The organism is Sphingobium sp. SYK-6 (assembly GCF_000283515.1).
GTDB lineage: Bacteria > Pseudomonadota > Alphaproteobacteria > Sphingomonadales > Sphingomonadaceae > Sphingobium > Sphingobium lignivorans.
Genome location: NC_015976.1, coordinates 1,432,191 through 1,449,117 on the forward strand (window position 1 = coordinate 1,432,191; position 16,927 = coordinate 1,449,117).

The 16,927-nt window shown below is 65.7% G+C and carries 17 protein-coding genes and 1 tRNA gene; 8 read left to right on the forward strand and 10 right to left on the reverse strand.

The genetic code is table 11. From position 1 onward, the window contains the following. Nucleotides 1-37: 37 nt before the first annotated feature. Complete coding sequence (gene motA / locus SLG_RS06475; RefSeq protein ID WP_014075646.1) at nucleotides 38-901, forward strand: flagellar motor stator protein MotA; 864 nt, start codon at nucleotides 38-40, stop codon at nucleotides 899-901. A gap of 18 nt (nucleotides 902-919) precedes the next feature. Continuing rightward, entirely contained in the window at nucleotides 920-2,053 is a 1,134-nt protein-coding gene (locus SLG_RS06480) for a flagellar motor protein MotB (RefSeq protein ID WP_014075647.1), read from the forward strand. Nucleotides 2,054-2,102: 49 nt separating this feature from the next. Here the strand turns inward: SLG_RS06480 and SLG_RS06485 are convergent, their stop codons facing one another. The 3 genes from SLG_RS06485 to SLG_RS06495 form a co-directional block, all read right to left on the reverse strand. Then, complete coding sequence (locus tag SLG_RS06485) at nucleotides 2,103-3,470, reverse strand: ATP-binding protein (RefSeq protein ID WP_014075648.1); 1,368 nt, start codon at nucleotides 3,468-3,470, stop codon at nucleotides 2,103-2,105. Then, complete coding sequence (locus tag SLG_RS06490) at nucleotides 3,467-4,192, reverse strand: response regulator (RefSeq protein ID WP_014075649.1); 726 nt, start codon at nucleotides 4,190-4,192, stop codon at nucleotides 3,467-3,469. Before SLG_RS06490 ends, SLG_RS06485 begins: the two co-directional genes overlap by 4 nt. 174 nt (nucleotides 4,193-4,366) lie before the next feature. After that, nucleotides 4,367-4,945 (reverse strand): EF-hand domain-containing protein, encoded by a 579-nt coding sequence (locus tag SLG_RS06495; RefSeq protein WP_014075650.1) that lies wholly within the window; start codon nucleotides 4,943-4,945, stop codon nucleotides 4,367-4,369. Nucleotides 4,946-5,163: 218 nt separating this feature from the next. On the opposite strand from SLG_RS06495, the gene SLG_RS06500 reads away from it, so the two are divergent. The 3 genes from SLG_RS06500 (at nucleotide 5,164) to purC (ending at nucleotide 8,279) form a co-directional block, all read left to right on the forward strand. Beyond that, nucleotides 5,164-5,237: transfer RNA gene (locus SLG_RS06500), tRNA-Gly, on the forward strand. Between the two features lie 73 nt (nucleotides 5,238-5,310). Next, the gene (locus SLG_RS06505) at nucleotides 5,311-7,341 is read left to right on the forward strand and encodes an amidohydrolase family protein (RefSeq protein WP_014075651.1); all 2,031 of its coding nucleotides are present in this window, start codon (nucleotides 5,311-5,313) and stop codon (nucleotides 7,339-7,341) included. A 158-nt stretch (nucleotides 7,342-7,499) separates the two neighbouring features. Continuing rightward, a complete protein-coding gene (purC, locus tag SLG_RS06510) occupies nucleotides 7,500-8,279 on the forward strand; it encodes a phosphoribosylaminoimidazolesuccinocarboxamide synthase (protein ID WP_014075652.1) in 780 nt (259 codons plus the stop codon). A 70-nt stretch (nucleotides 8,280-8,349) separates the two neighbouring features. Here the strand turns inward: purC and SLG_RS06515 are convergent, their stop codons facing one another. Then, complete coding sequence (locus SLG_RS06515) at nucleotides 8,350-9,108, reverse strand: MauE/DoxX family redox-associated membrane protein (RefSeq protein WP_041391784.1); 759 nt, start codon at nucleotides 9,106-9,108, stop codon at nucleotides 8,350-8,352. Nucleotides 9,109-9,175: 67 nt separating this feature from the next. Here SLG_RS06515 and SLG_RS06520 point away from each other — a divergent pair, with 67 nt between their 5' ends. Both SLG_RS06520 and SLG_RS22130 read left to right on the forward strand, forming a co-directional pair. Continuing rightward, nucleotides 9,176-9,622: a MerR family transcriptional regulator gene (locus SLG_RS06520; RefSeq protein ID WP_014075654.1), complete on the forward strand. Its 447-nt coding sequence runs from the start codon at nucleotides 9,176-9,178 to the stop codon at nucleotides 9,620-9,622. A gap of 177 nt (nucleotides 9,623-9,799) precedes the next feature. Next, nucleotides 9,800-10,627, forward strand: a complete 828-nt coding sequence (locus SLG_RS22130; RefSeq protein WP_014075655.1) for a PEPxxWA-CTERM sorting domain-containing protein — start codon at nucleotides 9,800-9,802, stop codon at nucleotides 10,625-10,627. A gap of 68 nt (nucleotides 10,628-10,695) precedes the next feature. Here the strand turns inward: SLG_RS22130 and SLG_RS06530 are convergent, their stop codons facing one another. From SLG_RS06530 to SLG_RS06545, 4 genes are all read right to left on the reverse strand, one after another. Beyond that, entirely contained in the window at nucleotides 10,696-12,000 is a 1,305-nt protein-coding gene (locus SLG_RS06530; protein ID WP_041391785.1) for a sensor histidine kinase, read from the reverse strand. A gap of 70 nt (nucleotides 12,001-12,070) precedes the next feature. Continuing rightward, nucleotides 12,071-12,736 (reverse strand): response regulator transcription factor, encoded by a 666-nt coding sequence (locus SLG_RS06535; protein WP_014075657.1) that lies wholly within the window; start codon nucleotides 12,734-12,736, stop codon nucleotides 12,071-12,073. A 57-nt stretch (nucleotides 12,737-12,793) separates the two neighbouring features. Then, nucleotides 12,794-13,129 carry a hypothetical protein gene (locus SLG_RS06540; RefSeq protein WP_148276514.1) on the reverse strand — a complete coding sequence of 112 codons (336 nt, stop codon included), beginning with the start codon at nucleotides 13,127-13,129 and terminating at the stop codon, nucleotides 12,794-12,796. A 58-nt stretch (nucleotides 13,130-13,187) separates the two neighbouring features. Continuing rightward, complete coding sequence (locus SLG_RS06545) at nucleotides 13,188-13,922, reverse strand: SIMPL domain-containing protein (RefSeq protein WP_014075659.1); 735 nt, start codon at nucleotides 13,920-13,922, stop codon at nucleotides 13,188-13,190. A gap of 120 nt (nucleotides 13,923-14,042) precedes the next feature. On the opposite strand from SLG_RS06545, the gene SLG_RS06550 reads away from it, so the two are divergent. Further along, nucleotides 14,043-15,833 carry an ABC-F family ATP-binding cassette domain-containing protein gene (locus SLG_RS06550; protein WP_014075660.1) on the forward strand — a complete coding sequence of 597 codons (1,791 nt, stop codon included), beginning with the start codon at nucleotides 14,043-14,045 and terminating at the stop codon, nucleotides 15,831-15,833. Between the two features lie 17 nt (nucleotides 15,834-15,850). On the opposite strand, the gene SLG_RS06555 is transcribed toward SLG_RS06550, so the two are convergent. Beyond that, nucleotides 15,851-16,150, reverse strand: coding sequence for a putative quinol monooxygenase (locus SLG_RS06555; RefSeq protein ID WP_014075661.1), 300 nt, complete (start codon nucleotides 16,148-16,150; stop codon nucleotides 15,851-15,853). Then, nucleotides 16,147-16,803, reverse strand: a complete 657-nt coding sequence (locus tag SLG_RS06560) for an alpha/beta hydrolase (RefSeq protein ID WP_014075662.1) — start codon at nucleotides 16,801-16,803, stop codon at nucleotides 16,147-16,149. Before SLG_RS06560 ends, SLG_RS06555 begins: the two co-directional genes overlap by 4 nt. Nucleotides 16,804-16,927 lie beyond the last annotated feature (124 nt).

Genomic DNA, 16,927 nt, shown 5'->3' on the forward strand with positions numbered 1-16,927 from the left:
CCGCCGCTCGCCAATCACAAAGCGCGCGGGGATCAGAATGTTCGCAGGTGTCGGTCTCGTTGTTCTCCTGGTCATGGTGTTCGGTGGCTTCATGCTCACCGGCGGCAATATCGGACCGGTGCTGCATGCACTCCCGCATGAAATGCTCATCATCGGCGGCGCCGCGGTCGGCGCGCTTATCATCGGCAACTCCGGCGCGGACCTGAAGGCGCTGCTCGGCGGGCTGATGAAGGTCTTCAAGGGCCCGAAATACAAGAAGCAGGACTATCTCGACTGCATCTTCCTCGTCAGCAAGCTGATGAAGACCCTGCGCGTGGAGGGCCCGGTGGCGCTCGAGCCGCATATCGAGGACCCCAAGAACTCCGCCATTTTCGCCGAATATCCCCGCCTGCTGACGGATTCGGCGCTGATCCACCTGATCTGCGACACGCTGCGTCTGGTCGTGGTGTCCTCGGGCACGCTCGATCCCCATGCGGTCGAGGACGTGATGGACAATGCGCTCAAGACCCACCATCACGAAGCGATCCGGCCGGCCGACAATCTGCAGGGCCTTGCCGACGCGCTGCCGGCACTGGGCATCGTCGCGGCCGTGCTCGGCGTGGTCAAGACGATGGGCTCCATCGACAAACCGCCGGAAATCCTGGGCGCGATGATCGGCTCGGCGCTCGTCGGTACCTTCCTGGGCGTGCTGCTCGCTTATGGCATGGTCGGCCCCTTCGCGAGCCGCTGCCGCCAGGTGATCGAGGCCGACGCGTCGATTTACCAGGTGGTCAAGCAGATCATCATCGCCTCGCTCCACGGCCACCCGCAGCCGCTCGTCATCGAGGCTGCGCGCTCGAACCTCAGCCATGCGAACCAGCCGGCCTTCGCCGAAGTGTTCGACGGCATGCGCGGCCGCTAAGCGCCGGATAGGACAGACATGGCCCAGCCCGCCAAGAAGCCCGCGAACGAGCCTGAGCCCAGGCCCATCATCGTCAAGAAGATCATCGCCGATGGCCATGGCGGGCATCATGGCGGCGCGTGGAAAGTCGCTTATGCCGACTTCGTGACGGCGATGATGGCCTTCTTCCTCCTGATGTGGCTGCTCGGCGCGACCACTGAGAAGCAGCGCAAGGGGCTGGCCGATTATTTCACGCCCACGCTCGTCCAGATGAAGATGGACAGCACCGGCTCCAACGGCCTGTTCGGTGGCGACAGCCTCGTGGCCAAGGAGAACCATCCCACCACGGGCGGGCAGGGCAATCTGGCGATCACCATCCCGCGCGACGCGACCGGCGTGCGCGACGTGGGCGGCGACGACCTCAAGGACCGCGACCGGCAGAAGTTCGAGCAGCTCAAGCGGGTGATCGAGAAGAAGATCGCGGAAGCGAAAGCGCTCCAGCACCTCAAGCGGCACGTCAAGTTCACCGAGACCCGGGAAGGGTTGCGGATCGACCTGATCGACGAGGCCGATTTCGCGATGTTCGCCATGGGCACCGACAAGCTGGTCCCGCAGGCGCGCGAACTGCTTGCGCAGGTGGCCCGGGTGGTGGCGGGCGTGCCCAACGGCGTCATCGTGCGCGGCCATACCGACAGCCTGCCTTATGCATCGGGCCGGAACATGAACAACTGGCTGCTCTCATCCTCGCGGGCCGAGGCGACCAGGGCCGTGCTGGCGCAGAACGGCATCGACAACGATCGCTTCCAGCGCATCGAGGGCGTCGCCGACCGGGAGCCCTTCGTGTCCGACGACCGCTATGATCCGCGCAACCGGCGGATGTCGGTGGTCCTGGCATGGAGCCAGAGCGATTCCGGCAGGAAAGCGGCGGCGGCTGCGCAGGGCGATTATCCCGTCGATCCGGTTCAGGCGCAGCGTCGGGGCCTGTTGCGGGACGACCGGGTGGCGCGCGCCGAGGCGGAAGTGCGCCGCATGGACCTGGGTGGTACGGCCCTGCCGAAGGGCGCGCTGGTCATGAACGAGGAGGCACTGCCCAAGCGCAGCGCCACGACCCCGCCCGGCATGAGTGACGTGACCGCCAGACAGAAAGCGGCATCGGGAGGTTCGGCGGAATGATCCTCCGCGCCTGAAACGCTGCGCTTCATCGCGGCGAGGCGGGAAATGCTCAGCGGGTCAGTGGCAGGATCAGTTCGGCGCGCAGCCCGCCTTCCGGACGGTTCGTCAGGTTCAGGCGACCTCCTTCGGCGGACGCGACCGCGCGGACGATCGCGAGGCCAAGACCAGTGCCTCCGGTGTCCCGGCTGCGCGATTCCTCCATGCGCGTGAAGGGCTGCAGCATTTCCTGGATCCGCTCCTCGGGGATGCCCGGTCCTTCGTCCGTGACGGCGAGAACGGCCCGGCCGCGCTCGACATGGACAGAAACATGCGCTCGCGCGCCATATTTGACGGCATTCTCGATCAGGTTGGTCAGGGCGCGGCGGATCGCGCGCGGATGGACCGTGGCGACGGCGCGCGACATCTCCCCGCGCGTGACAGGCGCGCCGGTATCCTCGAAATCATCAAGCGCGGCATCCGCCAGCGCCGCCAGATCGACGCGCTGAGGCGGCTCCCGATCCCGGCCGACCCGTGCCAGCGACAGGATGTCGTCCAGCATCTTCTGCATTTCCTCGATGGTCGCGATCATGCGGTCGCGGTCCGGCCCCTCGGCGGCGGTCTCCACCCGCACGCGCAGGGCGGTGAGGGGCGTGCGCAGATCATGGCCGATCGCGCCCAGCATGTGATCCTTCTCCTCCAGCATGGAGCGGATGCGATCCTGCATCGCGTTGAAGGACGCCGCGAGGCCACGGACATCGTCCGGTCCGATTTCCGGGACCGGCGGCGCTCCTTCCGGCGTGCCCACGCGCGCCGTCGCCGAGGTGAGCGCCCGCAGCGGGGCGGCTAGCCGGCGCGTGAACCACACCAGCGGAATGAGGACGATGCCGTAGACGAAGAGGGTCTGCACGACGATCCGCTGAAGAATCGGCTGATCGATGGGCGCCGCGCGCGTGAAGACGGTGACCCAGCGATTGGGCTGGAGCTGGACGCTGAGCTGCACCTGCAGCCGGGCACGGCCGCCGCGCCGGTCTCCCGGCAGGATCTCGGCGAGGCGATTGCGCCGCCGCGGTTCATCGATGGCGGCGCGCACTTCCAGCGGCGCGAGGCCGGCGGAGCGGAACAGTTCGGAGGCGCGCTGCGCGACTTCAGGGGCATCCTCCCCCCGGCGCGGCGGCGGCTGGGCGCTGAGCAGCAGGCCGCGCGCGGCGCGAATGCGCTGCCAGGGCTCGGTCCGCTCGCTCGAATCCAGCGCTTCCAGAATGCGGATGACGCCGGGGGCCGCAGCAACCGTGATCCACTGATTGCGCTGCGTCGCATAATAAATGAGGAAACCGATGAGCTGCACCATGAACAGCGACGCGGCGACCACCAGGATCGTCTGGCCCGCGAGCGTGCGTGGTCGAAACCAGCCCAGGGAAAGGCGCTGCCTCCAGCTCATTCGCGGATCACGTCCGCGCTGAACATATATCCGCCGCCCCACACCGTCTTGATGAGCACGGGAGAGCGGGCGTCATCCTCCAGCTTCCGGCGCAGGCGGCTGATCTGGTTGTCGATCGAACGATCGAAGGCATGGGCTTCGCGGCCCTGTGTGAGATCGAGGAGCTGGTCGCGGCTCAGCACTTGCCGGGGATGCGTGACGAAGGCGTGCAGCAACCGGAAATCGGCGGTGCTGAGCGGAATGACGACCTCGTCCGGCCCGGTCAGCGTCCAGTCGTCCGCGCGCAGGGTCCAGCCCTCGAAGCGATAGAGCGCGGCGCTGTTCTGGCTCTCCCGCGCGCTGGCGCCAGTGCCGGCCGCGCGGCGCAGGATCGTCTTGATGCGGGCCACCAGTTCACGGGGCGAGAAGGGCTTGAGCACATAGTCGTCCGCACCCATTTCCAGCCCGACGATGCGATCCGTCTCCTCGGTTCGCGCGGTCAGCAGGATGACCGGCAATTCGCCCTGCTCGCGGATGGACCGGCACAGGCTGAGGCCATCCTCGCCCGGCATCATGATGTCCAGCACGACAAGCTCGATGGCGCTGCTCGCGAGGATCCGGCGCGCCTCGGCGGCGTTCGGTGCTTCGGAAACGCGAAAGCCCGCGCGCTGGAGATAGGCGCCCAGCGGTTCGCGAATGGCGGTTTCGTCATCGACGAGAAGGAGATGGGGGCGGGGAGACATGACGGACGGTCCTGCGCAATGGATCGATCGGCTTGTGCCGCGATTGCGGAGCGGCGTCCATCCCGCAACGCGCGGCGGGAACAACGGAGGACGGCGGGGAAGCCGAAGGCCTCCCCGCCGTGAGTGCGGCCGGTCCGACGAAAAAGTGGGACTTCGCCGGGCCGGTCGCGCGCCTCATTGTCCCGGGGGCGGGGACATGGGCTTCCGGGCCGCCGCGGGGCGGTCGCGCATTGCCTCGCGGGCGGCCTTGTGCTCGGCAGGAGAAATCTTGCCGTCGCGATCCGTGTCGACGCGGTCGAACATGCCGAGCCCCAGTTCCACGAACTGGCTCCGGGTGAGCGGCTTGTCCTTATAGGCGGCGAGCTGGTGGTGCATGGGCATGCCGGACATCGCGCCCGGATGGCGGCGCATCTTTCCGGCCTCGCCGGGGCCCTTGCGGTGCTGGCCCTTGGCAGCGGCGAATTCGTCCTTGCTGATGCTGCCATTCTTGTCCGCATCGAGGCGAGCGAACATGTGCGCCCGCATCGTCTCGCGCATCTGGGTGCGGCCGGCCTTGCGTTCCTCCGGCGTCACGGTGCCGTCCTTGTTGAGATCGAGCGCGTCGAAATGCTTTTCGAGCCGCGCCTGGACCTGACTGCGATCCATAGGCGCGGGGCGGGCGCCGGCACGATCGCCGGGCGGCTGGGCATTGGCGGCCGCGCCGAGCGAAAGCAGGCCGGCGCCGATGAGAAGAAGAGTGGGGCGAAGGGACATGACGGTTTTCCTGACTTGGTGGCGCCGTGGGAGCGAGCGCCTTCCCCTGCCTTATAGGTGGAGGATGTCAGGAGATTTTGTCGCAATCGCGCGACTTTGTATCAAATTGTCGGTTGGCCTTAGCTATGTGTCCGCTCCTCGGGCGTGCGGTGTGAATGGCCATGATGCGAAGGGCATTGACCCGAAGCGCCGCGCTGTGGCAAGCGGCCGCTCTCGGCGCGGGTATAGCTCAATGGTAGAGCACTAGCCTTCCAAGCTTGTGATGCGGGTTCGATCCCCGCTACCCGCTCCAGCCTTCCGACATCGCCGCGCGCCCCATTTCGTCGCATTGCCAAGATGGCGCATTTGCCATAGCTCTGCGGCGCATGAGATCCATTCGCTTGCTGGCGTCCAGCCTCGCCGTCGCTTCCGTGCTCGCCTCCTCCGCCGCGCTTGCGGAGACCGAGAGCTTTTCCGTGATCTATGGCCAGAAACCCGTCGGGCACATGACGGCCGATGTAGAGAACGGCAAGACGAGCATCGTGTTCGACTACAAGAACAATGGTCGCGGCCCGACCATCGCCGAAACGCTGGCGACCGATGCCAGCGGTCTTCCGACGAGCTGGACAGTGACCGGCAGCACCACCTTCGGCAGCAAGGTCGATGAGCGCTTCTCGATCCGGGGCCGCAAGGCGACGTGGACGGACTCGACCGGCTCGGGCAGCGCGACCGTCAGCCAGCCCAGCCTGTACGTCCCGCAGAGCGGCAGCCCGTGGTCTCTTTGGGTGCAGGCCAGCCAGCTTCTCAGGGACGCGGACAATGCCATGCCGGCGCTGCCGGGCGGCACGCTGCGCCTCGCCAAGGGAGAGGCGTTCCAGGTCAAGGGGGAGGGCGGTGATCTGCAGGTCACTACGCTCACCATCTCCGGTGTCGATCTCAATCCCAGCTATCTCGCGGTCGATCCGGCGGGAAAGCTGTTCGCTTTCATGACTCCCGAGTTCGTGGTCGTCCGGAAAGGCTATGAAGGGGAGGAAGCGCGGCTGCGCGGTATTGCCGAACGGCTTTCGACCCAGCGTTATGTCGACATGCAGACGCGTTTTGGCCATCGCTATGGCAAGCCCGTGCGCATCACCAATGTGCGCCTGTTCGATCCCGCGGCGATGGCGCTGACGGCGCCCGTCTCGGTCGTCGTGTCCGGCGAGCGGATCTCCGCCGTGGAGCCGCTCGACAGCCCCGCCACGCCCGGCGAAGTCCGGATCGACGGCGGCGGCGGCACGCTCATTCCCGGCCTGACCGACATGCACGGCCATCTCGACCAGGACAGCGCGATGCTGAACATCCTGGCGGGCATCACGACCGTGCGCGACATGGGCAACGACAATGCGGTGCTGGACCAGCTCGTCGACCGCATGGACCGGGGCGAGATCGCCGGGCCGCGCGTGGTGCGCAGCGGCTTCATCGAAGGCAAGAGCCAGTTCAATGCCAATAACGGCATTCTCGTCGGTAATCAGGCCGAGGCGCTGGACGCGGTGCGCTGGTATGCCGCGCGCGATTTCTGGCAGATCAAGGTCTACAACAGCATGAACCCGGCCTGGGTGCCGGCGATGGTCGAGGAAGCGCACCGGCTGGGGCTGCGCGTCACGGGCCATGTGCCCGCCTTCACCAATGCGGATGCGATGATCGCCGCCGGCTATGACGAGCTGACCCATATCAACCAGGTCATCCTCGGCTGGGTGCTGGCGCCCGACGAGGACCCGCGCACCTTGCTGCGCATCACAGCGCTCAAGCGGCTGCCCGGCCTCGACCTTGGCAGTGCGCCCGTGCGGAAGACGCTGGACAGCATGGCCGCGAAGAAGATCGCGCTGGACCCGACGCTGGTGATCCACGAGCAGGCTCTGCTCGGCCGCGACGGGACGGCGACGCCCAATATGGCGGATGTCTACGACTACATGCCGGTGAGCGTGCAGCGGAGCCTGAAGCAGCAGATGCTCGACACCTCGGCGGCCGGTGATGACGCGGCTTACCGGGCCGCGTTCGACCAGATCGTCGCAACGATCAGGGCCATGCACGAGCGCGGGATATTCATCGTGCCCGGCACCGATCTGGGCGGGGCGTTCAACCTGCATCGCGAGCTGGAGCTCTACCAGAAGATCGGCATGACGCCCGCGCAGATCCTCAAGCGGGCCACGCTGGACGTGCAGGCCTATATTGGGCAGGACCAGTCGACGGGCTCGATCGCCAAAGGCAAGCTCGCCGACTTCTTCCTCATCCCGGGCGATCCCCTGCAGGACCTGAAGGCGACCAAGCGCATAGCCATGGTGATGAAGGGCGGCGTCGCTTATTTCCCGGCGGAAGCCTATCCGGAGTTCGGCATCAAGCCGCTGGCGCAGGCGCCCGAGGTGACCGGCGCGGAGTGAGGAGAGGGCGGGGCAGCGCGGCCTCGCCCCGAAATTGCACTCGCCGCCGCCATCGTCTATCAGGTCGGCCCACAGCCCCCGGCGTTCGCTGATCCTTGCCGATTCGCGTCGCCGGGGTCTTGGTTTTTCGTTCACCGCTTGCGAGTAGGCACCCCATCATGTCCCGTCGCCGCCAAATCTACGAGGGCAAGGCGAAGATCCTTTATGAAGGACCCGAACCCGGCACGCTGATCCAGTATTTCAAGGATGATGCAACGGCCTTCAATGCCCAGAAGAAGGGCACGATCTCGGGCAAGGGCGTGCTCAACAACCGGATTTCCGAGCATATCTTCACGCTGCTCGCCAATATCGGCGTGCCGACGCATTTCATTAAGCGGCTCAACATGCGCGAGCAGCTCATCCGCCAGGTCGAGATCGTGCCGATCGAAGTGGTGGTGCGCAATGTGGCGGCGGGCTCGCTCTCGACGCGCCTGGGCATCGAGGAAGGCGCGCAGCTGCCCCGCACGCTGATCGAATATTACTACAAGGACGATGCCCTCGGCGATCCCATGATCACCGAAGAGCATATCGCCTGCTTCGGCTGGGCGAGCCAGGAGGAAATGCACGATATCGCCGACATGGCGATCCGCGTGAACGACTTCATGAGCGGCCTGTTCGCCGGCATCGGCATTCGCCTGATCGACTTCAAGCTGGAGTTCGGCCGCATCTGGGACGGGGACTTCTCGCGCATCATCCTGGCTGACGAGATCAGCCCGGACGGCTGCCGCCTGTGGGACATGACGACCAACGAGAAGCTCGACAAGGACCGGTTCCGTCGGGATCTCGGTGGCGAGGTGGAAGCCTATCAGGAAGTCGCGCGGCGCCTTGGCCTGCTGCCGGAGGGATCGGACACCGACGTGCTCGACCTTGACAGCCACCGCAAGAAGCGCGGCAAGTAAAAGCAACGGGGAGGGATGCGGTCGGGTGGCGATCGCATCCGATCCTCCGCCGAGACGCCCTGAAGGCGCCTTACATCATCCCTGCCATTATCCAGAGCGCCATGGCGCTCATCAATATATCCTCCATCAGCGAGACGAAGCCCAACGGCACATTGCTGCCGCCGCCCACGCAGGCGCATTTGAGGCTGCGCTTCTCGATATAGACGGCCTTGAAGACCGAGACGGTGCCGATGCCGCCGATCAGCAGGGCGATGGGCGCAGCGAGCCAGGGCAGGGCGCCCGCCAGCATCAGCACGCCCGCGCCGAGCTGCGCGAAGGGATAGAGATAGGCGTAAGGCACCCAGCGCCGCGCGAGCAGGTCATAGCCCAGGAACATGGTCGCGAACCGGTCGACATCCTGCAGCTTGAGCATGGCGAGCAGGATCATCGCGGTGGAAATGAAGCGCTCCACTGTCGCGATCGACAACCAGGGCGTCGCTGTCAGCCAGTCGATGACGAGCGCGATCAGCGCCGCGACGGCGAACAGGGCGAGGACGGGGACGTAGCTGGTCGCCTGCGGATCATGGACCTTGAGCCCGAGATGGCGGCGCAGGTCGTCATGCCCGCCGATCCGATCGCCATCGATGAAGATCTGGGGCGTCGTGCGCACGTCCTGCTCGGCCTTGAATGCATCGGTCTGCGCGCGGCTGGTGAGCCAGCGATCGTCCACCGAAAAGCCCTTGCTGCGCAGGAGATGCAACGCCTTGAGTCCATAAGGACAGATATGGCCGGGCATGACCATGCGATAGAGAATGGCCTCGCGGCCCACCGGTGCAGCAGAGACAGCCATGCCGTCCTTCCTTGTTCTGATCGTGCTGCGTCCCATATAGGGTCCGTACCATGGTACGGAGTCAAGCATGGCAGGCATGACGATATCGAAACTTGCGCAAGCGGGCGGCGTTGGCGTCGAGACGGTGCGTTATTATCAGCGCCGCGGGCTCCTGGCGCTGCCTGAGCGGGGCGGGGGGCGCGCGCTATCCGGGGGCGTGCGGCGTTATGATGACGAGGATGTGCGCCGCCTGCGCTTCATCCGCTCGGCCCAGTTGGCTGGCTTCACTCTGGATGCGATCGGAGAGCTGCTCTCGCTGGACGCGGGGGAAGACCGGGTACGCGCGCGCCAGCTCGCCGCCGAGAGGTTGACGGCGCTGGATGCCAAAATCGCCGAGCTTCAGCGTGCCCGGGCGGTGTTGCAAAAACTCGCGCTGGAATGCGAATCCTCGGGGATGGGGCCATGCCCGATCCTCTCTTCGTTCGATGACGCCGCCGAGTCGCGCCCGCAAACGGGTGGGGTGACTGCGCTATAGATTGAAAATATTCACGATAGAATTCGCGTGAATGTTTCAATGTGATCCAGAAGCAGGCGATTATCAGGGGATAAATATCGTTAAATGGTTAATATTAATCGCAATATAGTTAACTGTATTTGTCCTTTCTCTCATGTTTGAGAAGCTTTCCTCCGGTTAAGTGGGAGGAAAGTTGTCATGTTGAAGTTCAATGTTCTTACGACTGCGGCGATGGCCGCACTTGCGGCCGGCATCGTGATCGCGCAGCCTGCGGTCGCCGCGACGCAGACCGTCACCAGCCTTGGGCTGCCGGTGCCGGCTGGCACGGCGTGGGGATCGCTTCCCGGCGAGAATACCGGCGGCGGTGACGCTTATATCTCGAGTGCCGCGCCGCGCTCGGGCAATGGTTCGCTCGAACTGGTCGGCGATCGCACACGCGTTCAGACCGGCTATCAATATGGTGGCCCCGGCGTCGCCACCAATCTCGGCTTGCTTTCGGACGTTCTGAGCCTGGTCTTCGACTGGCAGGTGGCGGCGGACAGTGCCCGCCAGACTTACACGCCCGCCCTTCGCCTGATGGTGCAGGACGGCGCCCAGCGCAGCGAGCTGATCTGGGAAGGCGCGTATAATCCCGGCGTGGGCGGCCTGGCGAGCGCCAATCCGACCGGTGCCTGGTACCGCACCAACAGCACCGATGTCTTCTGGCAGTTTGCCACGGGTCTGGGCCCCAATGAAGATGGCGGCATGCTGCAGCTCCACACGATCACCGACTGGGCAGCGAGCAACTATTATTCGGACGCTGCCTATGTGACGGCGATCAGCGTCGGCGCCGGCAGCGGCGCCACGCTCGGCTATCATGCGTTCGTCGACAATGTGACGTTCACCACGACCGGTGGCTCCACCACCTATAATTTCGAGATGCAGGCGCCTGTTCCCGAACCGGCGACCTGGGCCATGATGATCGGTGGCCTCGGGCTGGTCGGCGCGAGCATGCGTCGCCGCTCGACCAAGGTCCAGTTCGCCTGAGCCTGTCTCACACGTTCCACATGCTGGGAGGGTCCGGACAGTCGTCCGGGCCCTCTTTTTTTGGCCGATCAGCCGGCCGGCAGGCGCAGGCGGACGAGCAGCCCGCCAAGGTCCTCGCTTTCATCGAGCTCGACGGTGCCGCCGTAGATTTCCGCAACGTCGCGCACGATGGCGAGGCCGAGGCCCGTGCCGGGCTTGCCGCTGTCCAGCCGCACGCCCCGATCGAAAATGCGCTCGCGCTCGTTCTCGGGAATGCCTGCCCCGTCATCCTCGACGAGGATGTCAATCGACTGGCCTTGCGGGGAGACTGTTACGAACACGCTGCCGCCGCCATATTTGGCCGCGTTCTCGATCAGGTTGCCGAGCAGTTCGTCGAGATCCTGCCGCTCCACGCGGACGACGGCATCATGCGCGCCGTCGCGATCGATGCGGACATCGGGATAGAGGCGCTCGACGGCGCGCTCGACCGCTTCCAGGCTGGGCCATACTTCCGTTCGGCTCTGGGCGGCGCCGCGCCGGCCAAGCGCCCGCGCCCGGGCGAGGTGATGATCGATCTGGCGGCGCATGGTGCCGGTCTCGCGAATGACGATGCCCGAGAGGTCCGGGGCCTTCGCCGTCGCCGCGTTCATGACCACGGTGAGCGGCGTCTTGAGGGCGTGGGCGAGATTGCCGGCATGGCGCCGGGCTTCCTCAGCCTGCTGCTCGTTATGCGCGAGCAGGGCATTAAGTTCCTCGACCAGCGGCTGGACTTCGCGCGGCAGCGGCTCGGTCACCCGGCTCTTCTCGCCCGCGCGCATCCGGGCGATTTCCCGCCTGATGCGGCGCAGGGGGCGCAACCCGAAGAAGACCTGGAGCGCCGCGAGCAGGATCAGGCCGACGCCCAGCGCCAGGAAGCTGTTCACCAGCGTCTGCCGCAGTGAGCGGATCTGCGCGTCGAGGCCCTCGCGCGCCTGCGCGACGATGAAGATCCAGCGCGTGTCGCTTCCCGGCAGGATCACGGTGCGGGCCATCAGGCGCAGGGGTTCCTCTGGGAACTGGTGGCTATCGATGCCCTGGCCCGGCCGATCGCGCATGTCCGGCGTCACCTGGATGGCCCGGTCCCAGAGGGATCGCGACCGCCAGTCCTCATGGCCCTCGCCGCTGATCTGGTAATAAAGGCCGCTGGCGGGTTCGAGAAAGCGCTGGTCGGCGAGAGGCCGGTTGAACAGCACTTCGCCTTCCGGCCCGACCTCGGCCGAGGAGATCATCGCCGTCAGGACATAGGAAAGCCCGTCGTCGAAATTGCGCGTGATGGCGCTGGTGAGCACGCGATCGAGCGCCAGTCCGCCGCCCAGCAGCAGCACACCGATCCATATCGCGGAAATGCCGATGATGCGGCGGCTGAGCGAGCCGGTGCTGCGGGGTTTCGGCTGTTCCGCAATGGAGGACGCGGACGGGGCCTGATCAGCCAGCGGGTTCGTCCAGGCTGTAGCCCAGCCCCCTGATCGTCGAGATCACGTCGGCGCCGAGCTTCTTGCGGATCCGCGTCACGAAAACCTCTATGGTGTTGGAATCCCGGTCGAAATCCTGATCGTAGATATGCTCGATCAGCTCCGTGCGGCTGACCACCTTGCCCTTGTGATGCATGAGGTATGAGAGCAGCTTATATTCCTGAGCCGTCAGCTTCACCGGCTCGCCATTGAGCGTCACCTTGCCCGAGCGGGTGTCGAGGCGCACATCGCCGGCGATGAGTTCGCTCGAGGCATTGCCGGAAGAGCGACGGATGAGCGCGCGCAGGCGGGCGATCAGTTCCTCGCTCTGGAATGGCTTGGCGAGATAGTCGTCGGCGCCCGCGTCCAGCCCGGCGACCTTGTCCGACCAGCTGTCACGCGCGGTCAGGACGAGCACGGGGACCTGCGAGCCTTCCTTGCGCCAGCGATCGAGAACGGTCAGGCCGTCGATTTCGGGCAGGCCAAGGTCGAGGACGATGGCGTCATAGCTCTCGGTGGACCCGAGGAAATGGCCATCTTCGCCATCCGTGGCGAGGTCGACCGCATAGCCGGCGCCTTCCAGCGTGGCCTTGAGCTGGGTGCCCAGTGTCGGTTCATCCTCAACGATCAGCAGGCGCATGATATTCCTTTCAGACTGGTCCCGGTCGGGAAGAGCGGCATGCCAGGGCCGGCCCGGCTAGTCTCTCTGGCCCTTCTGGCGCTTGCGCGCGACGATGTCACCCGACTTGCCGTCCACATAGACCCATTCCACCACGCCATTGGCATGGAGGAACTGCATGAGATAGATTCCATCTCGCGGCGGGGGCGCCACGCCGAGCAGCGTGGCGTCGCCCATCGCGCGTTCCACGCGCCGCTTGATGATCGAAAAGGGCATCACTTCGCCATCGAGCATCGCTCGACGCGCCTGTTTCTGGTCGTCGCCATGCGCGAAGCTTTGCGCCGAGGCCGGCGCCGTCACCCCGCCCAGGGCCAGGAGACTGCAAAGGATCAGAATCGGTCTGCGCACTGTCATGGCGCCGCAATAGCGATCATGCATTGAACACGCGGTGAATGCCCCATTTCGTTCCCGTTCAGCGCTCCAGCATATATCGGACGTTGAGCGAAATCGAGGTGCCGATTTCGCCCGGCTCGATCTTGGTCTGCGGCGCCGCTTCCATGGCCATGGAGCGCATCATCATCGGCATCGGCGGGCTGGATTCGCCGCCTTCGGAAATGCCCACCAGCCGGGCACTGCGATAGCCGGTCGCCCGGGCATAGAGGTCCGCCCGCGCCTGCGCGGTGCTGATCGCCTTGGTCCGCGCCTGATCGAGCAGCGCGGCGGGGTCGGCGATGCTGAAGGAGGGGCCATTGATGTTCGTGGCGCCTGCCGCGACCATCGCGTCGACCAGCTCGCCCGCGCCATCCAGCTTGCGCACCTTCACGGTGAGCTGGTTGCTCGCTTCATAGCCCATGAAACGGGGCGGCTTCCCGCCGGTGCGATCGGAATAGTCATATTGCGGGTTGAGGTTGATGCCGCTGGTCTGGATGTCCTTGCGTTCGATACCCTTCTTCACCAGCATCGACACGAGCTTGTCCATCTGGGCGGCATTCTGCGTCATCGCATCCTGAGCGCTCATCGAGCGGGTCTGCACGCCGGTATTGATCGTCGCCATGTCCGGCGCCGACTGGATCGTTTCCGTCACCGCGAGACTGAGGATGGGCCCGCTCGCCGGAACCATCGGGCCGGCGCCCTGCGGCCCCTGGGCAGACACGGCCGCCGGGATCATGAGAGCTGCTGCTGCGAGCAGGAGGGGCGTTCGTAGCATGGGAGCATCCTTCCACTTTTGATCATGGGGGCGTCTTGATCGAGCAACGATGAACGATCGCTGACCTGCAGGACGCTCTGCCCTTGCCCGGACCGCCCAGTTCTGTTTTAGCGCCCCGTCATGGCAGCGCCACTTCTTTCATACGAAAATCTCGGTCTGATCCAGGGCAGCGGCTGGCTGTTCCGGGGGCTCAACATCTTTGTCGGGGAGCGGGACCGGCTCGCCCTGATCGGCCGCAACGGCGCGGGCAAGACGACGCTCCTCAAGCTCATCGCCGGTCACATCGAGGCGGACGAGGGCAAGCGCTCGATCGTGCCGGGCACGAATGTCGTGATGCTGGACCAGGACCCGGATCTGGCGCCTTTCGCGACGCTGCGCGACTTTACTGTTGCCGGCGACAATCCACCGGCCCTGCACGAGATCGAGGCGATTGCCGATCAGATCGGCATCGATCTTTCCCGCGAGGCGGCCACCGCGTCGGGCGGCGAGCGGCGCCGGGCGGCTCTCTGCCGGGCGCTGGCGAGCGAGCCGGACATTCTCCTCCTCGACGAGCCCACCAACCATCTCGACATCTCCGCGATCGACTGGCTGGAAAGCTGGCTCTCGCGATACAGCGGCGCCTTCATCACGATCAGTCATGATCGGACCTTCCTCACGCGCCTGACGCGCTCGACGCTCTGGCTGGATCGCGGCGACCTGCGCCGCAACGAGGTGGGCTTCGGCGGGTTCGAGGCATGGATGGAGAAAGTCTATGCCGACGAGGCCCGCGCTGCGGAAAAGCTCGACGCCAAGCTGAAGATCGAGGCGCACTGGCTGGAGCGGGGCGTTACGGCCCGGCGCAAGCGCAATCAGGGCCGCCTCGCCAAGCTGGTCGAGATGCGCGCCACCCGTGCCGCCATGATCGGGCCGCAGGGCGCCGCGAAAATGTCCGTCGTCGCGGATGATGTGAAGACCAAGAGCGTCATCGTGGCCGATCAGGTCACCAAGGCCTATGGCGAGCGGACGATCATCCGGGACTTCACGCTGCGCATCCAGCGTGGCGACCGCATCGGCATCGTGGGCGGCAATGGCGCCGGCAAGACGACGCTCCTGCGCATGCTCACCGGCGAACTGGCGCCCGACAGCGGCACGATCACACGCGCGAAGACCCTGGACGGCATCGTCATCGACCAGCAGCGCAAGTTGCTCCAGCCCGAAAAGCGGGTGCGCGACATCCTCGCGGATGGCGGCGACTGGGTGACCGTGCGGGGTGCCAAGAAGCATATCCAGGGCTATCTCAAGGAGTTCCTGTTCGACCCCGGGCTGGTCGAGGCGCGGATCGGCACATTGTCCGGCGGTGAGCGCTCGCGCCTGCTGCTGGCGCGCGAGTTCGCCCGGGAATCGAACCTGCTGGTGCTCGACGAACCGACCAACGATCTCGATCTCGAGACGCTCGATCTGCTTCAGGAAGTCATTGCCGATTATGAAGGTACGGTGCTGATCGTCAGCCACGACCGCGACTTCCTCGACCGCACGGTGACGGTGACGCTCGGCCTCGATGGCTCGGGCCGGGTGGACGTCATTGCGGGCGGCTATGCCGACTGGGAAGCCAGGCGACGGCAGCCGCTCGGGGGAGCGAAGAAGAGCGGGACGGCCAAGGGGAATACGCTGGATGCGCCGCCGCCGCCGAAAGCCGCGAAGCTGAGCTACAAGGACCAGCGCGACTATGACCTTCTGCCGGCGCGGATCGAGGCGATCGAGGCCGCCATCGCGCGCGATGAGACGGCGCTGTCCGATCCCGATCTCTATGCGAAGAATCCCGGGCGCTTCGCCGAACTGACCGCCGCGATCGACAAGGCATGTGCCGAGAAGGAAGCGGCCGAGGAGCGCTGGCTGGAACTGGCCGAGATGGTCGAGGCGCTGGGCAGCTGAGGCGCGCGGAGCGAGGGTTAGCGCTCGCGAGCGGTAGCGACCTCATATTCGGTGATCGCGCGGTCGCCGATGCCAAGGGCCTCCCACGCCGCGCGAAACGCCGCCATATGGGCGCTGGTCGAGTGGGCCTGCTGCGCGGCGCGGCCTTCGAAGAGCTCGAAGATGCGGATCAGCCCCGGCTCCAGAAGATCCTCGGCGAAGCTGTAGGCGATGCAGCCCGGCTCGGCACGGCTGGCCTCGACCATCCGTGCCAGCACCGGCCGGGCCTCGTCGAGACGTTCGGGCGGGAGCCGGATCGATCCCGCGAGAACGATCACCGGATCGGCGAATCCGGCGCGAGACGCATGTCGAGATAATTGTCGACGCTCATCATCAGCTGGTCGAGTTCATGCTCGAAGAAGTGATTGGCGTTGCGGATCTCGTCATGATGGATGGTGATGCCCTTCTGGGTACGCAGCTTGTCGACAAGCTTCTGCACCGAACCGGCGGAGACGACCTCGTCGTTCACGCCCTGCACGATGATCCCGGAAGCGGGGCAGGGGGCGAGGAACGAGAAGTCATACATGTTCGCGGGTGGCGCGACCGAGATGAAGCCGCGCACTTCCGGCCGGCGCATGAGGAGCTGCATCGCGATCCAGGCGCCGAAGGAGAAGCCGGCGATCCATGTCGTCTGCGCCTCGGGGTGGAAGCTCTGCACCCAGTCGAGCGCGGCCGCAGCATCCGACAGTTCCCCGATGCCGTTGTCGAACACGCCCTGGCTGCGGCCCACGCCCCGGAAGTTGAAGCGCAGGGTTGCGAAGCCCCGCTTCACGAAGGTCTTGTAGAGCGCCTGCGTGATGCGATCGTTCATCGTGCCGCCGCCCTGCGGATGGGGATGAAGGATCAGCGCGACGGGCGCGCGAGGACGGGGCGGAGGGCTGAAACGGCCCTCGAGACGGCCTTCGGGACCGGGAAAGATGACGTCTGGCATGGCACCTGGAGCTAGATAAGGAATTCGGCATCTGCCGGGTGGCTGACGCGCGAGGATTGCGGGCTTATATAGGTGAGCGCCGCCATTTCGCAATCTTATTGGATGGTGATCCTCGATACCCCTC